12 protein-coding genes are annotated in these 23,537 nt (G+C 47.4%); 9 read left to right on the top strand and 3 right to left on the bottom strand.

Going from position 1 to position 23,537, the window contains the following annotated elements:
- Positions 1-20 precede the first annotated feature (20 nt).
- Genes WA325_RS15265 through WA325_RS15250 form a run of 4 tightly spaced genes read left to right on the top strand, consistent with a single transcriptional unit; the run spans position 21 to position 9,982 of the window.
- A complete protein-coding gene (locus WA325_RS15265; protein ID WP_105955490.1) occupies positions 21-1,640 on the top strand; it encodes a (2,3-dihydroxybenzoyl)adenylate synthase in 1,620 nt (539 codons plus the stop codon).
- 25 nt (positions 1,641-1,665) lie between these two features.
- Positions 1,666-2,601, top strand: coding sequence for an isochorismatase (locus tag WA325_RS15260; RefSeq protein ID WP_105955489.1), 936 nt, complete (start codon positions 1,666-1,668; stop codon positions 2,599-2,601).
- An 18-nt stretch (positions 2,602-2,619) separates the two neighbouring features.
- The gene (locus WA325_RS15255) at positions 2,620-9,759 is read left to right on the top strand and encodes an amino acid adenylation domain-containing protein (protein ID WP_336183896.1); all 7,140 of its coding nucleotides are present in this window, start codon (positions 2,620-2,622) and stop codon (positions 9,757-9,759) included.
- A 13-nt stretch (positions 9,760-9,772) separates the two neighbouring features.
- Positions 9,773-9,982 (top strand): MbtH family protein, encoded by a 210-nt coding sequence (locus tag WA325_RS15250; RefSeq protein WP_044158967.1) that lies wholly within the window; start codon positions 9,773-9,775, stop codon positions 9,980-9,982.
- A gap of 52 nt (positions 9,983-10,034) precedes the next feature.
- On the opposite strand, the gene WA325_RS15245 is transcribed toward WA325_RS15250, so the two are convergent.
- The 3 genes from WA325_RS15245 to WA325_RS15235 form a co-directional block, all read right to left on the bottom strand.
- Positions 10,035-10,712: a YukJ family protein gene (locus tag WA325_RS15245; protein ID WP_010331713.1), complete on the bottom strand. Its 678-nt coding sequence runs from the start codon at positions 10,710-10,712 to the stop codon at positions 10,035-10,037.
- 113 nt (positions 10,713-10,825) lie between these two features.
- A complete protein-coding gene (ald, locus tag WA325_RS15240; protein WP_105955487.1) occupies positions 10,826-11,962 on the bottom strand; it encodes an alanine dehydrogenase in 1,137 nt (378 codons plus the stop codon).
- Positions 11,963-12,063: 101 nt separating this feature from the next.
- On the bottom strand, positions 12,064-13,287 hold the full coding sequence (locus WA325_RS15235; protein ID WP_105955503.1) for a PucR family transcriptional regulator: 1,224 nt from the start codon (positions 13,285-13,287) through the stop codon (positions 12,064-12,066).
- Between the two features lie 517 nt (positions 13,288-13,804).
- Between WA325_RS15235 and WA325_RS15230 the strand changes: the two genes are divergently transcribed.
- The 5 genes from WA325_RS15230 (at position 13,805) to esaA (ending at position 23,534) form a co-directional block, all read left to right on the top strand.
- On the top strand, positions 13,805-14,098 hold the full coding sequence (locus WA325_RS15230; RefSeq protein ID WP_003220661.1) for a WXG100 family type VII secretion target: 294 nt from the start codon (positions 13,805-13,807) through the stop codon (positions 14,096-14,098).
- Positions 14,099-14,167: 69 nt separating this feature from the next.
- Entirely contained in the window at positions 14,168-14,407 is a 240-nt protein-coding gene (gene yukD, locus WA325_RS15225; protein WP_010331710.1) for an ESX secretion system protein YukD, read from the top strand.
- Between the two features lie 14 nt (positions 14,408-14,421).
- On the top strand, positions 14,422-15,777 hold the full coding sequence (essB, locus tag WA325_RS15220; protein WP_105955486.1) for a type VII secretion protein EssB: 1,356 nt from the start codon (positions 14,422-14,424) through the stop codon (positions 15,775-15,777).
- A 60-nt stretch (positions 15,778-15,837) separates the two neighbouring features.
- Positions 15,838-20,325: a type VII secretion protein EssC gene (essC, locus tag WA325_RS15215; RefSeq protein WP_336183895.1), complete on the top strand. Its 4,488-nt coding sequence runs from the start codon at positions 15,838-15,840 to the stop codon at positions 20,323-20,325.
- Positions 20,322-23,534 (top strand): type VII secretion protein EsaA, encoded by a 3,213-nt coding sequence (esaA, locus tag WA325_RS15210; RefSeq protein ID WP_336183894.1) that lies wholly within the window; start codon positions 20,322-20,324, stop codon positions 23,532-23,534. The genes essC and esaA overlap by 4 nt, the downstream gene beginning before the upstream one ends.
- Positions 23,535-23,537 lie beyond the last annotated feature (3 nt).

Below are 23,537 nucleotides of genomic sequence, written 5' to 3'. Positions count from 1 at the left end.
AAATGCAGGAGGGAAACAGCATGCTGAATGGATTTACGCCTTGGCCCAAGGAGTTTGCGGAAAAGTACCGGGAGAACGGGTGCTGGGCCGGTGAGACTTTTGGAGACATGTTAAGAGACAGGGCTGCCAAACATGGCGATCGTATCGCGATTACATGCGGGGACACCCATTGGAGCTATCAAGAGCTTGACACAAGGGCTGACTCTCTGGCAGCCGGATTGCAGAAGCTCGGTATTAAACAAATGGATCGTGTAGTGGTGCAGCTGCCGAATATCGCGGAGTTTTTCGAAGTCATCTTTGCGCTTTTTCGGCTGGGAGCGCTCCCGGTCTTTGCACTGCCCTCTCATCGAAGCAGTGAGATTACATATTTTTGCGAGTTTGCTGAAGCGGAGGCTTATATCATCCCCGATTCTCATTCGGGATTTGACTACCGCACACTTGCCAGACAGGTTCAAAGCAAGCTGCCGTCCTTGAAACACATCATTGTCGCAGGTGAGGCGGAGGAATTCCAGCCGCTTGAGGCATTGCATACAGAACCTGGCGAGCTGCCTGAAGTAAAATCTTCGGATGTGGCGTTCCTCCAGCTTTCTGGCGGAAGCACCGGCTTATCGAAACTGATACCGCGAACTCACGATGATTATATATATAGCCTGCGGATGAGTGCGGAGGTTTGCTGGCTTGATCACAGCACTGTGTACTTGGCCGCATTGCCGATGGCGCACAATTACCCGCTGAGCTCACCCGGGGTGCTAGGCGTATTATACGCTGGAGGAAAAGTGGTTTTATCTCCTTCTCCGAGTCCGGACGACTCTTTCCCTTTGATTGAACGGGAACAGGTGACAATAACAGCTCTTGTCCCGCCGCTTGCAATGGTATGGATGGACGCTGCTGCCTCACGAGATGACGATTTATCAAGCCTTCAAGTGCTGCAGGTAGGCGGCGCGAAATTCAGCGCTGAAGCCGCGCGCAAAGTGAAATCTGTATTCGGCTGCACCTTGCAGCAGGTCTTCGGAATGGCAGAAGGACTCGTTAATTATACAAGGCTTGATGACCTGGAAGAAGTTATTGTTAATACCCAAGGTAAGCCGATGTCTTCTTACGATGAAATACGTGTGTGGGATGACCAGGACCGTGACGTGAAACCTGGTGAAACGGGGCACCTGCTGACACGGGGACCGTATACGATCCGGGGATACTATAAGGCTGATGAGCACAATGCGGCTTCGTTTACCGAGGACGGCTTTTACCGCACTGGCGATCTAGTGAGACTGACACCCGACGGTTATGTTGTCGTGGAAGGACGGGCAAAGGATCAAATCAACCGCGGCGGAGAAAAAGTGGCGGCTGAAGAGGTTGAAAATCATCTTCTGGCGCATCCGGCTGTGCATGATGCGGCAATGGTCTCAATGCCTGACCAATTTCTTGGTGAAAGATCATGTGTTTTCATTATTCCCCGGGATCAAGCGCCGAAAGCCGCAGAGCTCAAAGCTTTTCTAAGAGAACGCGGGCTTGCAGCATATAAAATTCCAGACCGGATCGAATTTGTTGAGTCCTTCCCGCAGACAGGGGTAGGAAAGGTAAGCAAAAAGGCGCTTCGCGAAGCGATCGCCGAAAAACTTCTTGCAGGTTCGAAAAAATAGAAACGATTTGAAAGGGAGTGTTCAAATGGCTATTCCTGCCATTCAGCCGTATCAAATGCCGACAGCGTCTGATATGCCAGCAAACAAAGTATCATGGGTGCCTGATCCAAATCGGGCAGTCTTCTTAATACACGATATGCAGAACTATTTTGTCGACGCGTTTACAGCAGGAGCGTCTCCGGTAACAGAGCTTTCAGCAAATATACGCAAGCTGAAGGATCAATGTGTTCAGCTCGGAATACCTGTTGTCTACACAGCGCAGCCCGGCAGCCAAAATCCGGAGGACCGGGCGTTGCTGACTGATTTTTGGGGACCTGGATTAAGCAGCGGTCCTTACGAGGAAAAAATTGTGGCCGAGCTTGCACCGGAAGACAATGATCTCGTATTGACAAAATGGAGATACAGCGCATTTAAGAGAACGAATCTGCTTGAGATCATGCGTGAACAGGGGCGCGATCAGCTGATCATCTCCGGGATTTATGCTCATATTGGCTGTCTCGTTACAGCATGTGAAGCGTTTATGGAGGATATCGAAGCATTTTTTGTTGCTGATGCAGTTGCGGACTTTTCTCGGGACAAGCATAAAATGGCGCTTGATTATGCGGCTGGGCGCTGTGCGTTTACGCTGATGACCGACAGCTTGCTTGATCAGCTGAAACATACGCCTTCTGCGGCTCAAAAGCCATCAGAAAAAGCTGAAAAACATGTATTTACCTGCGAGAGTATCCGAACACAAATTGCTGAGCTTCTTCAAGAATCGCCTGATGATATTGCAGATAATGAAGACTTACTGAATAGGGGACTTGATTCTGTAAGGATCATGACATTAGTTGAACAATGGCGCCGTGAAGGAGCCGAGGTGACATTCGTCGAACTGGCTGAACGGCCGACAATAGAAGAATGGCAGAAATTGCTTTCAATCCGCATTGAGAGAGTGCTGCCAAACGCGGACTATTTATAAAAGGAGGTAAAAAAACGGATGCCTGATACAAAAGATCTTCAATATTCTTTAACCGGAGCGCAAACCGGTATTTGGTTTGCTCAGCAGCTTGATCCGGATAATCCAATCTACAATACAGCCGAATATATAGAAATCAACGGCCCAATCGACATTTCTCTTTTTGAAGAAGCTTTACGGCACGTAATAAAAGAAGCGGAATCACTTCATGTCCGCTTTGGTGAAGATATGGACGGGCCTTGGCAGATGATGAATCCATCACCGGATGTACAGCTCCAAGTCATTGACGTCAGCTCTGAGCCTGATCCGGAAAAGACAGCTTTACACTGGATGAAAGCTGATTTGGCAAAGCCGGTCGATTTACAGCATGACCCATTGTTCCGAGAAGCTTTGTTTAAAGCCGGGCCTCAGCGTTTCTTTTGGTATCAGCGCATTCACCATATTGCGATCGACGGCTTTGGGTTTTCGCTGATTGCTCAGCGGGTTGCACATGCTTATACTGCACTTGCAGGAGGGCGGTCCGCTGATGATCGTTCCTTCGGCTCTTTGCAGGATATTTTGGAGGAGGACGCAGCGTACCGCGCGTCTGAAACATATGAAGAGGATCGGCAATTCTGGCTGAATCATTTTGCGGACAGGCCTGAAGTTGTCAGTTTAGCAGAACGGGCGCCGAGAACCTCAAAAAGCTTTCTTCGCCAGACTGCTTATTTGCCGCCATCAGATGTAAACGCGCTGAAAGAGGCGGCGCGCTATTACGCCGGAAGCTGGCATGAAGTCGTGATTGCGGTATCAGCTGCTTATGTGCACCGTATGACCGGCTCTGAGGATGTTGTGCTCGGACTGCCTATGATGGGACGGATGGGATCGGCATCCTTGAATGTTCCGGCTATGGTGATGAATCTTCTCCCGCTGAGGCTGTCTGTGAGTCCTTCGATGAGCTTTTCTGAGCTTGTGCTGCAAATTTCCCGGGAAATCCGCAGTATCCGGCAGCATCATAAATACCGCCATGAGGAACTGCGGCGGGACCTGAAACTAATAGGAGAAAATCATAGATTATTTGGCCCGCAAATAAATCTTATGCCTTTTGATTACGGTCTCGACTTTGCCGGAGCCCGGGGGACGACGCACAATCTGTCAGCCGGTCCTGTGGATGATTTGTCGATAAATGTCTATGACAGAACAGACGGAAGCGGGCTGCGAATTGATGTGGATGCCAATCCTGAAGTATACAGCGAGTCAGAAATAAAGGTGCATCAGCAGCGGATCTTACAGCTTTTACAAACGGCGTCAGCCGGTGAGGACATGCTGATTGGGCAAATGGAGTTTCTTTTGCCTGCAGAAAAAACACGGGTCATAAGCGAATGGAATGAGACAGCAAAATCCGAGCGGCTTCTCAGCCTTCCGGATATGTTTCAGGAGCAGGCTGACCGTTCTCCTGAACGTATCGCCCTGATTTGCGATCACATTCAATTAAGCTATCAAGAGCTGAATGAACAAGCAAACCGCCTCGCGCATCTTTTGATAGAAAAAGGGCTTGGGCCGGAGCAGTTTGTCGCCTTGGCCCTGCCGCGGTCTTCCGAGATGGTAGCTGCAATGCTCGCCGTACTAAAGACTGGTGCTGCTTATCTTCCGCTTGATCCGGAGTTTCCTGCCGACAGAATTTCATACATGCTGAAGGATGCAAAGCCATCATGCATTATAACGACTGAGGAAATTGCAGACAGTCTGCCTGACGATCTAACGGCACCGCAGCTTGTGCTGGATCTGCCTGTGACAAAAGAGATTGTGAAGCGTTATTCTGCCGACAACCCAAATGTACATGTATCTCTTGCCCATCCGGCGTATATCATCTATACATCAGGATCAACAGGAAGGCCAAAGGGTGTTGTTGTCACGCTGAAAAGTTTAAGTAATTTTCTGCTGTCTATGCAGGAGACATTTTCTCTCAATGAACAAGACAGGCTGCTGGCTGTGACGACTGTCGCTTTTGATATTTCTGCTTTAGAATTATTCCTCCCGCTTATCAGCGGAGCGAGTATTGTTGTTGCTCAAAAAGATACAATCCGTGAGCCGCAGGCATTAGCTGAAATGATTGAATATTTTGATATAACGATTATGCAGGCAACGCCGACCCTGTGGCATGCGTTGGTCACAAACGAACCTGAGAAACTTCGGGAGCTCAGGGTGCTTGTCGGGGGAGAGGCGCTTCCGAGCGGGCTTTTAGAGGCCTTGCAGGCGCTTGATTGTCCAGTGACTAATTTATACGGTCCTACTGAAACAACCATTTGGTCTGCGGCAGCTTTTCTCGAAAAAGGAGTACAGGGTGTGCCTCCGATCGGAAAGCCGATTTGGAATACGCAGGTATATGTGCTCGATAATAGTTTGCAGCCCGTTCCGCCAGGCATTGTGGGAGAGCTCTATATTGCGGGAACCGGATTGGCCCGCGGATATTTAGGGCGCCCTGATTTAACGGCGGAGCGCTTTGTTGCTGATCCGTACGGACCGCCGGGCACACGGATGTACCGAACCGGAGATCAGGCCCGCTGGCGTGCGGATGGGTCTCTGGATTACATCGGGCGGGCCGATCATCAAATCAAGATTCGCGGTTTCCGCATTGAGCTTGGAGAAATTGATGCCGTGCTTGCTAAACATCCGCAAATGAAACAGGCTGCGGTTGTCGTTCGAGAGGACCAGCCGGGAGATAAACGATTGGTGGCGTATCTGGTCGTTTCTTCAGCTCTAGATATTGCTGAGCTTCGCCGTTATGTCGGTGCCAGACTGCCTGATTATATGGTGCCTGCGGCATTTGTGGAGATCGATGAACTGCCACTAACACCTAACGGCAAGATTGACCGGAAAGCATTGCCGGCACCTGATTTTGGGGCGTCTGTCACTGATCGGGGACCGCGAACGCCTCAAGAAGAGATACTGTGTGATCTGTTTGCGGAGGTTCTAGGTCTTGCCCGCGTAGGCATCGATGACAGTTTCTTCGAGCTGGGCGGCCATTCTCTCCTTGCTGCCCGTTTGATGAGCCGTATTCGTGAGACGATGGGAGCTGAGCTGGGCATCGCCAAGCTCTTTGACGAACCGACAGTTGCCGGACTTGCTGCACATCTTGATCAGGCGCAGAGTGTCCGTCCCGCTTTGCAAAGAGCGGAACGTCCAGAGAACATTCCGCTTTCTTTTGCACAGCGCCGGCTATGGTTCCTCCATTGTCTGGAAGGGCCAAGTCCTACATATAATATCCCGGTTGCCGTCCGTCTTTCAGGTGAACTGAACCAAGAAGCGCTGCAAGCGGCCCTATATGATCTCATCAGCCGCCATGAAAGCCTTCGGACCATTTTCCCTGAATCACAGGGGACATCTTATCAGCGCATTTTGGACGCCGATCAAGCCCGTCCTGATTTATATGTTACAGAAATGAAGAAAGAGGAGCTTTCTGAGAGGCTTGCCGATGCTGCTCGCTACAGCTTTGACCTTGCAGCTGAGCCTGCTTTCCGGGCCGAGCTTTTTGTTATCGGTCCCGACGAGTACGTGCTGCTGCTGCTCGTGCACCATATTGTCGGAGACGCATGGTCATTGACTCCTCTGACTCGTGATCTGGCTGCTGCTTATACCGCCCGCTGTCACGGGAGAGCTCCCGAATGGACACCGCTTGCTGTGCAGTATGCGGATTATGCGCTCTGGCAGCAAAGTCTGCTCGGAAGCGAGCATGATCCAGACAGTTTGATTGCCGGTCAGCTTGCTTTCTGGAAAAAAAGACTGAAAGATTTGCCCGATCAGCTCGAGCTGCCAACCGATTATTCACGGCCTGCTGAGCCGAGTCATCAAGGAGATACAATCCATTTCCATATAGACTCAGAGCTTCACAGGCGATTGCTGGAGCTGGCCCGTGCCAATAAAGTAAGTCTGTTTATGGTGCTTCAATCAGGACTTGCCGCCTTGCTGACAAGGCTCGGAGCTGGTACTGATATTCCGATTGGAAGCCCGATTGCGGGGCGGAATGACGATGCGCTTAGTGATCTTGTGGGACTGTTTATCAATACATTGGTGCTCAGAACAGACACCTCTGGTGATCCGAGTTTCCGTGAGCTTCTTGACAGAGTGCGGGAAGTGAATCTGGCAGCCTATGAAAATCAGGATCTGCCGTTTGAAAGACTTGTAGAGGTGCTCAATCCTGCTCGCTCCCGGGCCACGCATCCATTATTCCAAGTCATGCTCGCGTTCCAGAACACACCTGACGCAGAGCTGAGCCTGCCTGGTACAGAAAGCAGCCTGCGCATTCACAGCGTAGGATCTGCCAAATTTGATTTAACATTAGAAATCAGTGAAAGCCGTCTTGATGACGGGACACCAAATGGACTGGAAGGACTGCTTGAGTACAGCACCGATCTATTTAAACGGGAAACTGTTCAAGCCCTTGCTGATCGCCTTCTGCGGCTGCTTGAGGCTGCCGAGGCTGATCCTGATCAGGAAATCGGAAGACTGGATATTCTTGCACAAGAGGAACGCAGCATCACGGTAACGGATTGGCAAAGTGTTTCTGAAAAGATTCCGCAAGCGTGTCTTCCGGAGCTGTTTGAGAAACAAGCTGCGCTGAGCCCTGATTCCATAGCTGTCGTTTATGAAGATCAGGCGATGAGCTATATGGAGCTGAATGAAAGGGCGAACCGGCTTGCCAGGCTGCTGATCAGTAAAGGCGTCGGACCGGAGCAATTTGTGGCATTAGCTTTACCTCGCTCATTGGATATGACTGTTAGCCTGTTAGCGGTACTAAAAGCGGGAGCTGCATACCTGCCGCTTGATCCGGACTATCCGGCTGACCGCATCGCTTTTATGCTGAGCGATGCGCGGCCTGCGTTTATCATCACGAGCTCACAGGCGGAAAATCAAATCCCGCCTGCAGAAAATGTGCAGAACATTGTGCTGGATGATCCGGAATTACGCGAGAAACTAAAAACATACAGCTCTTTGAATCCGGGTAATACGGACAGGATTCGCCCGCTGTCACCTTTCAGCACGGCTTATGTTATTTATACATCCGGTTCAACAGGCGTTCCAAAAGGCGTCATGATTCCTCACCAAAATGTGACGAGGTTATTTAGAGCGACCGATCACTGGTTCCATTTCGGTTCAGACGACGTGTGGACAATGTTCCATTCCTACGCGTTTGACTTTTCTGTTTGGGAGATTTGGGGACCTTTGCTGAACGGCGGCCGCCTTGTTATCGTGCCTCATGACATCAGCAGATCTCCGGAAGCGTTTCTGCGTCTGCTGGTAAAAGAGGGTGTGACTGTTTTGAACCAGACACCATCAGCGTTCTATCAGTTTATGCAGGCGGAAAGGGAGCAGCCTGATCTCGGACAGGCGCTCAGCCTTCGATATGTTGTTTTTGGCGGAGAAGCGCTTGAACTCAGCCGTTTAGAGGATTGGTATCATCGCCACCCTGAACAGGCGCCGAAACTGATCAATATGTATGGTATTACTGAAACAACAGTGCACGTCAGCTATATCGAATTAGACCGGAATATTGCAGCTTTACGAGCAAACAGCCTGATCGGCTGCGGAATTCCCGATCTTGGGGTGTATGTGCTGGATGAGCGTTTACAGCCGGTTCCGCCGGGTGTGGCTGGAGAACTGTATGTGTCAGGCGCCGGATTGGCCCGAGGCTATTTAGGACGGCCCGGTTTAACGGCGGAACGCTTCATCGCTGACCCGTTCGGGCCTCCGGGCACACGGATGTACCGCACGGGAGATGTAGCCCGCAGGCGTGCTGACGGTTCTCTGGATTATGTCGGCCGTGCCGATCATCAAGTGAAAATCCGGGGCTTCCGGATTGAACTGGGAGAAATTGAAGCTGCGCTTGTTCAGCATTCACAGCTGGAAGATGCGGCAGTGATCGTTCGTGAGAACCAGCCGGGAGATAAACGTTTGGCCGCTTATGTCATACCTTCCTCGGAAGAAACGTTTGATACGGCGGAACTGCGCAGGTATGCTGCTGAAAGACTGCCAGATTACATGGTGCCTTCAGCCTTTGTGACGATGAAAGAATTGCCGCTGACGCCGAATGGAAAGCTTGACCGTAAAGCGCTGCCTGCTCCAGATTTTGCTGCTGCGGTGACAGGTCGCGGGCCGAGAACCCCGCAAGAAGAAATCCTTTGTGACTTGTTTATGGAAGTGCTTCATTTGCCGCGTGTCGGTATTGATGACCGTTTCTTCGATTTGGGCGGACATTCCCTGCTCGCAGTTCAGCTGATGAGCCGCATACGTGAAGCGCTCGGGGTTGAACTCAGCATTGGCAATCTATTTGAAGCGCCGACTGTGGCAGGGCTTGCCGAAAGACTGGAGATGGGATCAAGCCAAAGCGCCCTTGATGTTTTGCTGCCGCTCCGAACAAGCGGAGACCGGCTTCCGTTGTTTTGCGTACATCCGGCGGGCGGACTTAGCTGGTGTTATGCCGGACTGATGACATCTTTAGGAACGGATTATCCCATCTATGGACTGCAAGCGCGGGGAATTGGACAGCAGGAGGCGCTTCCGAAAACACTCGATGACATGGCTGCCGACTATATAGAACAGATTCGGACGATCCAGCCGAAAGGGCCGTACCATTTGCTTGGCTGGTCCCTAGGCGGAAATGTCGTTCAAGCAATGGCAACACAGCTGCAAAAGCAAGGGGAAGACGTTTCTCTATTGGTGATGCTGGACGCCTACCCAAACCACTTCCTTCCTATAAAAGAGGCACCGGATGATGAGGAAGCGCTTATTGCCCTCCTCGCGTTAGGCGGGTACGACCCAGACAGCTTAGGAGACAAACCGCTTGATTTTGAAACAGCCATTGAGATTCTGCGGCGAGACGGAAGCGCACTTGCCAGTCTGGACGAATCGGTCATTTTGAATCTAAAGAATACGTACGTCAATTCTGTCGGCATTTTAGGTTCATATGCACCGAAAACCTTCCGTGGAAATGTTCTGTTTTTCAGATCAACTATCATTCCTGAATGGTTTGACCCGATTGAACCTGATTCGTGGAAGCCTTATATTGACGGACAAATTGAACAAATCGACATTGACTGCCGCCATAAAGATCTCTGTCAGCCGGAACCGCTCGCAGTCATCGGCCGGGTTCTGGCGGCTAAATTGGAAGAAATGAATCAATAAAGGAGGAAAAGCAATGGCAAATCCTTTTGAAAATGCGGATGGCATATACCTTGTTCTCATCAATGAAGAGGGCCAATATTCCTTGTGGCCCGGCTTTATCGATGTGCCGAGCGGCTGGACAGTCGTTCATGAACAAAAAGGGCGTGAGGCTTGTCTGGACTACATCCAATCACATTGGAGCGATATGAGGCCGAACAGCCTAAAGCCTGTTGAAAATGTCTAAATATATTGAGGGTAAAAAAAAGAGACTGCAGAAGGCAGTCTCTTTTTCTATCTTACGCAGACGTTTGGGTATGATCGCAATCTCTGACGGGGTTCCCGTTTTCATCCGTACACCATGACTGGGATAAAAACGCCAAAAACACGGCCGCCCACTGATCGGCAAATTGAATCAGAATACCTCCGTCATGCCAAGAGCCGTTGTCTTTTTTCCAGCGGGTATCCAGCGCATTGCCTTGATTCATGTGGATATTGTGCATACCGTTTGTCGGGGTAAAGCCGAATATTTTATCTGCCGCCTGTTCAGGTCCAAATTTTGATCCAAATATATAAACCGGCGCTTTCTCTTCTTTCGCTTTCTTCATATACGTTTCAATAAAGTCATTTAAATCATTATCAGGCCCCGTGATTTCATGAGGCAAAGGCTTCATTTCCCGTGAATCAAAAAGATTGCCCCGCACGTAATCCAGGGCTACTTCACGATTTTCGTCATTGATCTTCGTATATCCATACGGCATGTTCGGAAGAATGGTAATTGAGCTCGAATCAAACTGATCATCAGCTAAATACAATACTTCTGATTCCTCGGAACTGGACATGACATTGATGGCGCACCTGTAATACGTATTCTCTTCACCGAGCATCTTCACTTGGAAATGAGGACTGTCATCATCTGTTTCCCGCTTCATATCTAAGACAACGCCTTTTAATACGCCATATTGCTGAACAGCCATATGAATCCTCCTTTATGATCAAGTTCTTCGTTTTAATTCGAGAAATCATTTCCATTTTCCTTTTTAAAAGATAAAAAAAGCCTGCAGAAATTTTTCTGCAAGCTCCATATGAATTAAGCGCCCGCCACAGATGATTCATCCTGTAAGGCTTTCTCGGCAGGGACATATTCGTATCCTAAATCTTTGGCAACCGCCTCATAGGTCACGTGGCCGTTTGCTGTGTTTAATCCCGCTCTTAGTGCCGCATTGTCCGCGAGTGCTTGTGCTGCCCCTTTGTTTGCGATTTGCAGCGCGTATGGAACCGTGACGTTCGTTAAAGCAATTGTTGATGTGCGAGGCACAGCGCCCGGCATGTTCGCAACAGCATAGTGAACGACGCCGTGTTTTTCATATGTCGGCTGATCGTGTGTCGTAATGTGATCGACAGTTTCGACGATGCCGCCTTGGTCAATTGCAACGTCCACAATCACTGAACCAGGCTTCATTTGTTTCACCATTTCCTCTGTGACAAGCGTCGGAGCTTTAGCACCAGGGATTAACACGGCGCAAATGAGAAGGTCCGCTTCGGCTACCGAGTCGGCGATATTGACCGGGTTAGAAATTAACGTTTTAATTTGATGGCCGAATATATCATCAAGCTGACGCAGGCGATCCGCGTTTAAGTCGATGATTGTCACATCTGCACCCAGGCCGACAGCCATTTTCGCCGCGTTGGTTCCGACTACACCCCCACCGATAATGGTTACCTTTCCGCGGGCAACGCCAGGCACTCCGGCAAGGAGGATTCCTTTTCCGCCTTTAGGTTTCTCTAGGAACTGCGCTCCGATTTGCGCTGCCATTCTGCCTGCCACCTCGGACATCGGGGTAAGCAGCGGCAATGTCCGTCCCTCACTTACCGTTTCATACGCGATCGCTGTGACGCCATTATCCTTCAGTGCCTGTGCAAGTTCCGGTTCAGCCGCTAAGTGGAGGTAAGTAAACAGTACAAGCCCTTTCCGGAAGTATGCATATTCTTCCGGAAGCGGCTCTTTGACCTTCATGACCATTTCAGCGTCCCATACCTGTTTCGGATCAGCAATGATTTCCGCTCCTGCTGACTCATAAGCTTCATTTTCAAAGCCGCTTCCAAGGCCTGCGCCTGATTCAACCAGCACGCGGTGACCGTTTGAAACGAGCTGTGAAACGCCCCCAGGCGTCAATGCGACACGGTTTTCATTGTTTTTTATCTCTTTAGGAACCCCAATGATCATATCTATTTCCTCCCGTATATGTGATATGTTTAGTGTAGCTTGATTTTTTGGAAAATTCTTTGTTTGAAAAAGAAAATAAAAAAACAAGGGTTTGTGAAATTTCACAAACCCTTGTTTCGAAGTTTGATATCCAAATATATAGTAAACTTTTGATTCACATTTTTTAAATCAATCTCAGCGATCTGGCTGATTCGCTTCAGCCGGTAATGCAATGTATTAACGTGAATATTCAAGACCTTAGAGGCGGTATTCACATTGCTGTCGGCTTCAATAAAACGTTCGAGCGTTTCGACCATATTGGACTGGTGATCCCGGTCGTACTGCTCGAGTTTTGAAAGGGAGTAATTGAAATATCCCGTTTGCTTCCGTTTCTCATCTAACACGTCCAAGTATTGATAAATGCCTAATTCTGAAAAACTGAAAAGATGCTTGGTTTCTTCAGCAAACCGTTCCTTTGCTTTTAATACGGACAATGCTTCCTGATATGAACGGCAGACAAACGAAATGGAGTTGTATATTCCGCCAATTGCAATAGAAGCATCCTCTATTTTATAACGTTCCCTCAGCTGCCTTTGCGTGCTGAAAGCGAACTGTTTTAAATCTTGAAAAGGACGATCCGTTTTTGGCGCGGTTAAAATGATAAGTTCATTGGAGTCAACGGTCGTCAGCAGAGCATGAACCTGCTGGGTCGTTTCCTGCAGATAATGAAGCTGCTGTTCTGTTTTTTCGGTCAGCTCGCCGTTTACCCGGATGATCATCACGGAAAATTCAGAGGGAACGACCATTCCAAGCTTGTTAAACCCATCCGTCATGTCCTGTTCTTGATAGATGTGTCCGGTCAGCATTTTCCAGAAAAATTCTTGGCTGCGCTCCTCATTTTTCGTTTTTCGGATTTGGAGCTTAAGCAGCTTGTTTCTGACTGCATTAGCCGCCATTTTTAATGTCAGCAGATCATCATCCGACAGTGTTTTTTGAATTTCAAGCGCCCAAATAAACCCCAGTACCTGGTTGTTCTTCCAAATCGAAATCGCGACGCGGTTGCTTAGTCCGACTTCGTCAATTTCCTTCACTCTGATCGGCTGGTCCGTTTTTAGCAGTGCGGGAATCGTCCCATCTTTCCACAATTTATTAATAACCTTCTCCGGCACTCTTCTGCCAATGATCGTAGACGTCCGTGCAGGATCAGTACAATCGCTGTGGGTGCTGTAGGCCAGCAGTTTGTGGTTCACATCTTCAATGGTGATCGGACATTGAAGCACTTCACTGATATGATCAGCCACATCTTCCAGTCTGTCAAAACTGTATTTAAACGGATCCTTTGGCATGGTCATCATTATCCCTACTTTTCCATCCTTTTATTCTTTGCTCTCTTTGACATCAAATCGTCTTGCTTTTATTATGATTGTTCTTGTTTGTGAAAATCAACAACAAAGAATGACAGTATAATAGAAGTAAACAAAGTCAAAAAACACTTTTTAAATATAATGAGATACATGTTCTGTCTTGGGCGGGGAACAGGCTGATGAATATTTCTGAAAAACTGAACCTTTCAGAGATGGTGCTGTAGCATCAAATTTTCTGAAAGGTTTTTTTTGGGAGTTAGAGAATCATTTGGGCCTTTTGGATTATTTGAAGAAGGCGGAGCGGATTGAGAAAATAAACCTATTTGTTTAACAAAATATGTAATTTTTAAGAGGTGAGAGGTAAACCATTGGACTCATTTTGTAAAATTAAAACATATTTGTTTGACTGTACCGAAAAACTGTTTTTATAATAATTACGTTCTAAAAATAAGTGAATTAGCCCATATTTAGGCTGATGGCACAGGAGGTAATGAGGAATATGGCAGGATTAATTCGTGTCACACCCGAAGAGCTAAGAGCGATGGCGAAGCAATATGGCGTTGAAAGCCAAGAAGTATTAAATCAGGTTGATCGTTTAAACCGAATGATCTCTGATTTAAAAAGCATGTGGGAAGGTGCTTCTAGCGAAGCGTTCGCAGATCAATACGAGCAGCTCAAACCTTCATTTATCAAAATGTCAGATTTGCTTCAAGATGTAAACCAGCAGCTTGATCAAACAGCAAATACTCTTGAGTCTACTGACCAAGACATCGCAAATCAAATCCGCGGATAACAGTATGAAAGGGAAGGAGCGCCTGATTCACCAGAAGACGGCGCTCTTTCTATGTAAGGGTGAATGAACATGTATATTGATATTACGATAGATTTGAAACATTATAACGGAAGTGTCTTCGATCTCAGATTGTCAGATTACCACCCGGTGAAAAAAGTCATTGACATCGCTTGGCAGGCCCAAAGCGTTTCCATACCTCCGCGCGAAGGGCACTGGATCAGAGTGGTCAATAAGGATACGGTGTTTTCCGGAGAATGCAAGCTATCTGATTGCGGCATTACAAGCGGAGACCGGCTTGAAATATTATGAAAGGATCTGGTTGAATGTCAGGTGAACAAACATCATATTTAGAAAACCAATTAGAAGCTGCTTCTCAGAAAACGGAAGACGGCTATACATTTACCTTTCAACGGGAAAAAATAAAGCTTCTGGACGGTCTCGAAACGAACGTGATCAAGGATGTAAATCCATCTTTTCATAAAGAGATCGATGTGACGGAAGACGAAGTGATCATCACAATCCAACCTCCTCCCTCCTATAAAGAATTTCGCTTAATAAAAGCTAAAGATAAAAAAAGCAAATGGCAGTTTGCCTATCAGCTTGTTCAGGCTGTACAGCAGCACAAGTTATCAAGGCTGCATTTGATTGTGGCCCCGGAAAACATTGTATTCGATAAAGGACTGACCCCATATTTTCTTCATTACGGCGTAAAAGAAAGCATTCCGCCTTACGAGCATGATGAGGAAAGAGTCTGGCGGGAGCTGAAAGCCGCAGCGGCTTTGGCAGTCGACGGCGCTTTTGCATTTGAGGACTATTTGAAATTCAATGAAACGCTGACATTCTCTCCGGAGGCAAAAGCGATATTGGACGCGAAGTCCTATGATGAACTGCTCGAGCTGATTCAGACACATATCGATGAGCTCGAAGCCAAAGCAAAAACATACATACATATCCCGAAAAAGAAATGGAACATCCAAAGATATATCGGCCTGGGACTCATTGTGTTGCTTGTGCCGGCTCTGATTTATTCGATGTATGCCTTATTTTTCGCGCAGCCGAAGCATCAGGCGATTGTGGAAAGCAACCGCGCTTTCTTGAACAAGCAGTACAGCGGGGTCATCAACACGCTGGCTAAATATGATGCGGAAAGCCTGCCTGAATCAGTGCAGTATCAGCTTGCAATGTCTTATGTTGAGGTTGAAAAATTAGGCGACACTCAAAAGAAACAAATTGAAAATAATCTGGTCACGCTGCAATCAGATCCACAGCACTTTCTTTATTGGATAGACATAGGGAGAGGCGAGAATAAAGAAGCCATTAGTATCGGAAGAAAGCTGGAGTATAACCCGTATATAGGGCTGGGGCTGATCCGATATAAGGCTGAGATATTAGCAGATGACAGTATGAAAGATGATGAAAAGCAAAAAGAATTGGATACGGTACAAAGCGAGATCGACCAAATTACCAAACAAATGAAAGAACAAAAAGAAGAAGCGATAACAGACACGGCAGAAACTGATACAGCCAGCCAAGCCGCTGAAGAACAATCAGATAAAGAAAAGCAGCAAGCTGAAGAGAAAGCGGCAGAGGAAAAAGCCGCAGCCGAGGAAAAAGCGAAAAAAGAAGAACAAGAGAAAAAAGAGAAAGAAAAGAAAGATGAGAAAAAAGATGACAAATAAAGTGAAACATGAAGTTCAGGTCATCGCACGCCGTATTTCGGCCGTTAGGGGGTTCGCCATTTGAGTCTATTATGGGTTTTCTATCAGCAAAACGTCCAAAAACTAAAACTGTCTGATCTCCCGGCGTCCCAGCCGGTGACCATAGGGCCTGATGTGAAGGATTCCATTACGATCGGCACCATTCCGTTTGAGAACGGGGTAATTTCTCTTCAAAGGAAGGAATCCGGCGGCCAGTACGATGTTTTCCTGGGAAATGATTGCCTGGGCAGTCTTGAAACTGATACATCATTTTCTCTTCAAACGGATCAGCAGGATATACGTCTGTTTTTAATTGCCGGAAAACCTGAAAAATCCGTTTATTTTACAGGAAACAGAGACGAAATGACATGTTCCTCAGAAAAGACAGATGCAGATATCTATCTGAACCCGAATGATTTTGCTTTTGCGGAGCAAAGCACATTTTCATTACTGCATATCGGCGAGAAATGGTCGATTCTCTCAAAAAGCGGGAATGTGTTCTTGAACGGAGAGAAGGTAATAGGTGCTGCGCCGCTCAAGCCGGGGGATGAAATATTCTGGAACTTTACGCAAATGAGAGTAACTGAACAAGATCTCTTAGAAATCGTTCATTACACACCGCTTGAAACAGTGTTAACCAAAACCGTCAAACCAAGCACAGAAATGCAAAAGAAATATCCGCAGTACAGAAGAACGCCGCGGATGGTGTACGATTTGCCAGATGACCGTGTGTCCTTCAGTTTTCCCTCTCAGGAGAGCGATCAAACCAATAGAGGGCTGTGGCTCGTCATCCTGCCTCCGCTTGTGATGCTGATCGTGATGGGCGTTGTCGCCATCATCCAGCCGCGTGGCATATTTATACTCGTTTCTCTGGCGATGTTTATGATGACCCTTATTACCTCGACCGTTCAATATTTCCGGGATAAAAACCAGCGGAAAAAACGCGAGGAAAAGCGGGAGCGCGTGTATAAGCTTTACCTAGATAATAAGAGAAAAGAGCTTCAGGCGCTTGCTGAAAAGCAAAAGCAGGTTCTTGACTTTCATTTTCCTTCTTTTGAACAAATGAAGTACTTAACAAGTGAAATCAGTGACCGAATTTGGGAAAAATCGCTCGAAAGCAAGGATTATCTCCAGGTTCGGCTCGGGACCGGAACAGTTCCTGCAAGCTATGAAATCAATATGAGCGGCGGAGACTTGGCGAACCGTGATATTGATGACCTTATGGAGAAATCGCAGCACATGCAGCGTGTCTATAAGGACATTCGCAATGCGCCGGTTACGGTCGATTTGGCGGAGGGGCCGATGGGTCTTGTCGGAAAATCGCAGATTGTTAAGAATGAAATTCACCAGCTGATCGGCCAGCTTTCGTTTTTCAACAGTTATCACGATTTGCGCTTCGTCTTTATTTTTCATGAAGAGGAGTATAAAGACTGGGAGTGGATGAAGTGGCTTCCGCAATTTCAAATGCCCCATATTTATGCGAAAGGCTTTATTTATAATGAACAAACGCGTGACCAGCTCCTGTCCTCACTTTATGAATTGATCAGAGAGCGCGATCTCGAAGATGACAAAGAAAAACTGCAGTTTAAACCGCATTTTGTATTTGTCATTACGAATCAGCAGCTGATTTCAGAGCACGTCATTCTTGAATATTTAGAAGGGCAGCATGAGCAGCTGGGCATCTCTACAATTGTCGCCGCGGAAACAAAGGAAAGTTTATCAGAAAACATTACGACCCTTGTCCGCTATATCAACGAAAATGAAGGCGACATTTTAATACAAAAGAAAAAAGCAGTAAGAATTCCGTTCCGGCTCGATCATCATCAGCGCGAGGACAACGAACGGTTTTCACGCACGCTTCGCACGCTGAATCACCAGGTGGGCATTACGAACTCCATTCCGGAAATGGTCTCGTTCCTGGAGCTTTTCCATGCGAAGGAAGTAAAAGAAATCGGAATCCAGCAAAGGTGGCTGACGAGTGAATCGTCAAAGTCGCTGTCGGTGCCGATCGGCTATAAAGGGAAGGATGACATTGTGCATCTGAACCTTCACGAAAAAGCCCACGGGCCGCACGGTTTGCTTGCGGGGACGACAGGTTCGGGGAAAAGTGAATTTCTCCAGACCTACATCTTGTCACTTGCGGTGCATTTTCACCCGCATGAAGCGGCTTTCTTATTAATTGACTATAAAGGCGGAGGAATGGCGCAGCCGTTCCGCAATATTCCCCACCTGCTCGGCACGATCACCAATATTGAAGGCAGCCAAAACTTCAGTATGCGTGCGCTCGCTTCGATTAAAAGCGAGCTGAAAAAAAGGCAGCGTCTGTTTGATCAATATCAAGTCAATCACATCAATGACTATACAAAGCTGTACAAGCAGGGGAAAGCAGAAGTAGCAATGCCGCACTTATTCTTAATTTCAGATGAGTTTGCAGAGCTGAAAAGCGAAGAGCCCGACTTTATCAGAGAGCTTGTCAGTGCCGCACGTATCGGCCGAAGCCTTGGCGTACATTTGATTTTGGCGACACAGAAGCCGGGCGGTATCATCGACGACCAAATCTGGAGTAACTCGCGCTTTAAAGTAGCGCTTAAAGTTCAGGATGCCACCGATAGTAAAGAGATTTTGAAAAACAGCGATGCCGCGAACATCACGGTTACCGGACGCGGTTATTTGCAGGTCGGAAACAATGAAGTGTACGAGCTGTTCCAATCCGCCTGGAGCGGGGCCCCTTACTTAGAGGAAGTTTACGGAACAGAGGATGAAATCGCGATTGTCACGGATACCGGCCTGATACCGCTTTCTGAGGTCGACACGGAAGAAATGGCGAAAAAAGAGGTTCAGTCAGAAATCGAAGCAGTGGTTGACGAAATCGAACGCATTCAAGAGGAAATGGGAATCGAGAAGCTGCCGAGCCCTTGGCTGCCGCCGCTTGCGGAACGTATCCCGCGCACCCTTTTCCCATCAGAAGAAAAGGACCATTTCCACTTTGCCTATGTTGATGAACCTGATCTGCAAAGACAGGCGCCGATTGCTTATAAAATGATGGAAGACGGAAATATCGGCATTTTCGGCTCCTCAGGCTATGGAAAATCGATAGCAGCGGCAACATTCCTGATGAGTTTTGCAGACGTCTACACGCCTGAAGAGCTTCATGTCTATATCTTTGATTTCGGGAACGGAACGCTCCTGCCATTAGCGAAGCTGCCGCACACGGCGGATTACTTCCTGATGGATCAGTCGAGAAAAATTGAAAAGTTCATGATCCGGATCAAAGAGGAAATCGACCGCCGAAAACGTCTGTTCCGTGAAAAAGAAATCAGCCATATCAAAATGTACAATGCGCTGAGCGAAGAAGAGCTTCCATTCATTTTCATCACAATCGACAACTTTGATATCGTCAAGGATGAGATGCATGAGCTTGAATCGGAATTTGTCCAGCTTTCCAGAGACGGACAAAGCTTTGGGATTTACTTTATGCTGACGGCAACGCGCGTAAATGCTGTCCGCCAGTCGCTCTTGAACAACCTGAAAACAAAGGTTGTCCATTATCTGATGGATCAATCTGAGGGATATTCCATTTACGGACGGCCGAAGTTCAGCCTTGAGCCGATTCCGGGGCGCGTGATCATTCAAAAGGAAGAGCTTTATTTCGCCCAAATGTTCCTGCCTGTTGAAGCAGAGGATGATATCGGCATGTTCAACGAGCTGAAAGCAGAAGTGCAGGTTCTTCAGGATCGCTATGCTTCACTGCAGCAGCCGGCTCCGATTCCGATGCTGCCGGAAAGCCTGTCGACGAGAGAGTTTTCTCTCCGCTTCAATCTGGAACGCAAGCCTTTATCTGTGCCGATCGGGCTTCATGAAGAAAGCGTCAGCCCGGTGTACTTTGACTTGGCTAAGCACAAGCATTGCCTGATATTAGGGCAGACACAGCGAGGAAAAACAAACGTCTTAAAAGTGATGCTTGAGCATCTGCTTGATGATGAAACGGAAATGATCGGTTTGTTTGACTCGATCGACCGCGGTTTATCCAAATATGCCAAAGAAACAGATGTCGCATATATGGAAACAAAAGATGATATTGAACAGTGGATTGAAACAGCAGAAGACATTTTTAAAACAAGAGAAGCAATGTATGTAGAAGCCGTTCGCCAGGGAGACGCACAAAGCCTGCGATTCTCTCAAGTGGTTCTGATGATTGACGGAATTACGAGATTCCAGCAGACGATTGATACGAGAATTCAAGACCGCTTGGCGAACTTTATGAAATCTTACGCGCATCTTGGCTTCAGCTTTATTCCGGCAGGCAATCACAGTGAGTTCTCCAAAGGCTATGATTCCCTGACGACTGAGATGAAGCAAATCAGACACGCTATCCTGCTGATGAAAAAATCTGAACAAAATGTCATTCCTCTTCCGTACCAAAGACAGGAGCCGGAGATTCAGCCGGGCTTCGGATATGTTGTGGAAAACGGGAAGGAGCAAAAAGTTCAAATTCCTTTATGTTCTGCTGAAAGGGAGAGTGCTAGATGACAGAACAACGAAAAAACTTGATCAAGTTAATATCCGCCGTCATCATTATTTTGCTGCTGCCGGTTTTGTTTTTCCGGTTCATCGGGGAAGATCCGGCGAAAAAAGCAGCCAATTCCACGCGGCAAATCGCAGTGGTGAATGAAGACACAGGCGTATTGAGTGATGAGGTGAAAGCGGACGATGAGGATGATCAATCCGCCCAGTTCGGTAAGGAAGTAGCTGCCGTTCTGGGGGAACGTCCTGATTATTCTTGGACGGTCGTGAACCGAAGTGCAGCCGAAACAGGCCTGAAATCGAAAAAATACGATGCGATCGTCTACATTCCCTCAGATTTCTCAAAAAACATTTTGAGCTATGACAAAGAGCGTCCTCAAAAAGCCACGCTTGAGTTCAGCATTCAAGATAACCTGAATGCGGTCAACAAAGAAAAAGTGCAGCGTGAGCTTGAAGATGCCCAGAAAACAATGAACAAAAAAATGTCGGCCTTATATTGGAACTTTGTCTCACAAAAAGTGGACAATATCAGAGGAGAGTTTGACAAGATCGTCAATAAAGAATCTGAATTCCAAAATGTCATGTACAATTTCTATAAACCAAGCTCTAACGATTTGGCAGGTGAGATCAAACGCCAGAAAGACCTAATCGATGAGCTGAAGAAATCAATGAATGAAGCCCAAGGCACGACAAAAGAAAAAGCATCGACAGCGGAGGAAGCAAAAAACACGCTGAAAGACTTCGTTGATACAGTTGAACGATACAAAGAATATCAAGAAAATCAAAAAAAGCTGCTATTGGCAGCCCAGGATTCAACTCAGCAGCAAATCCAGACAGGATTGGATGCCATTTCAGCACAGCAAAAGGCCAATCAGTTCAGCGAGCAGATGAGCGGCCTGTCAACAGGGATCAGCCAAGTGAAAACACAGCTTGGACAAACCAGCACAGTTCTGGCAGGCGCCCAGCAAATCAGGGAAGGCCAGGTGCCTCAGCAGGAACTTGGTATGGCGAAGATACAAAGCAATTTAATCGATCAGTATCAGGCCGCATCAAGACAGGCTGCATTAAACCAAGTATACGGACTGCTTGTTGAAGCGCGCGAGGCGCTCACTGTTGCGAAAGGTGACCCGCAGCCTGATGGAGATAATGGTTCAGATGATGAAGATAAAGACCCTAACGAAGAAAACCCTGAAGAACTGAAAATCGATCTTGAAAAACAGCGTGAAGAATTGAAAAGCATTGCCGCTGACATTCAGGACATTTCAGACAATTTAAAGGAGCCTGAAAAAGAGGAGCCGGCGCCAGAGACCCCGGGAACTGAAAATCCAGGAACAGACAATCCGTCCCCTGAAAACCCTGACAAACCTGATGACGGAAGCAACCCAAATCCTGATGATACACAGGGAGACACCGGAAACAATGATAACAGCAGTGATACCGGGAAAGACGGACAAACGGACGGCAATAATCAGGATCAAGACCAGCAGCAGGGAACAGACGGTCAGGAGCAGAACGGAGATGCCTCAAATGGTGAGTCAGATAGCGGACAAACCGAAACGGGCACATCTGCCGAACAGACTGCTTCATCTGACTCAGCCCTTCAATTTATCCAGCTGGCAAACGAAAACGAAGACACGACTCAGCCTGGAAATGAAGATCAACCAGGAAACGACGACATTTCTGATATCGCAAAAGCGAAAGAACAGCTCAGCAAAGCGTCAGAACGAATTAAGCAAATCGAAGAAGAGCTCAAAGAAAAAGAAACTGCCCATAATGAAGAGCTGAATAAGAAATTAGAAGAACTTAAAGAGCAAATGGATGGGCTTAATGATGAAATTGATGACTTGAAAGACCAAGTGGAAAAACTCGAAACGAAACTTGAAAATCTCGAAGCGAAACGGCAGCAGGAGTTCGAAGGGATTTACAGAGCGATTCGCGAGCTGGAAAATAAAGATCAGCTTCAATTTCCAGGAGAAATCAATACAGAAAGCATCTCCGCTTTAATGAGATACTATAAATATTTATCTGTGTATGACTCTGTATTATCCGGAACGGTTGACAGCATTGCAAAAACCAATGCCATTGACGGCCAGCAGGGCAACGTCAAATCAGTCCTAGCCATCAAATCGGAAGAATCAGCAAGCTGGGAAGATCTCAAAAACAACACGATGCAAACCGATGAAGACATCGACAATTTCATCAATGGCATGACCGAGTTTGCAGACAGCTACGGCAGCTATATCCGTGATTCTCAAGCCGATGTTCTCGACGAACTGACGAAAATCTCTGAGAGTGCGTCAAAAGCGTCGGAACAGCTTGTAACCGGCGCAGCGCAGGAATCTGCAACGTTCAATAATGATGGCCTGTCAGGCACAATGGCACTGAGCGTGCAAGATACGGTCGGCCAGGAAGTGCTGCAAATGTCAGACGTGATGGGCTCATTATCTGAACGCCAGTCAGGCATTATTGATTACACAACCAACATGCAGCAAAGCGTAAATGATGTGCAGACGAAAGCTGACACATTAAACAACAACTGGGGTAAAAATGTTGCTTCCACGAAGCTTGTACGCAGTGACGTATACGGCATTCTGGGCAATACATTAGTAGATGGCCAAAACAACGGCTATGTATATGATTACTTGGCAAACCCGCTTAAAATCAGCGGTCAGGTTCCGGAAGAAAAAATTCAGACGGTGCCGCCGGTTGTCATCCTGGTTATTATTTTGATCAGCAGTCTGTTAATCGGATATTTCAGCTCGTATTATCAGAATGCGCCGCTGCTCGTCAAAGGAGCGCTTTTCGGAATTCTGAATATCCTTGTCGGCTTGATGATCAGCTTGTTCGGTTTGAATATTTATTCCCTGCCGGACGATCAGACGATTAAGTGGTCTGTATTTACGATTTTATTGCTGGTCGCAAGCTCTGCCTTTATCCGGGCAGCATTCCGGTTTGGATCAATTCCTGGGTGGGTTGCTTCAGCGGCAATGATTTTATTCTATGTTGCGCCGCTTATTGATTTGATTATGCCGAACTTCACATTTGAAGATCCGGTGTCTAAGGTATACATCGACATCCAGTACGGAACAGGGCATTTGTTTACAATGGGAATATCGGTTCTGCTGATCATTACGTTGATTGCAGCGGCTCTGCCGCTTGTCATTCGCTTGATAGCAGAAAAAACAGCGGAAAGCGATGAAACGTATGAAGCGTAATCG

The sequence above is a fragment of the Bacillus sp. 205(2023) genome, from assembly GCF_037027485.1.
In the GTDB taxonomy this organism is placed as follows: domain Bacteria; phylum Bacillota; class Bacilli; order Bacillales; family Bacillaceae; genus Bacillus; species Bacillus halotolerans.
Note: the sequence above shows the minus strand (reverse complement) of the source record. Positions and strands in the feature narration are given on the sequence as shown.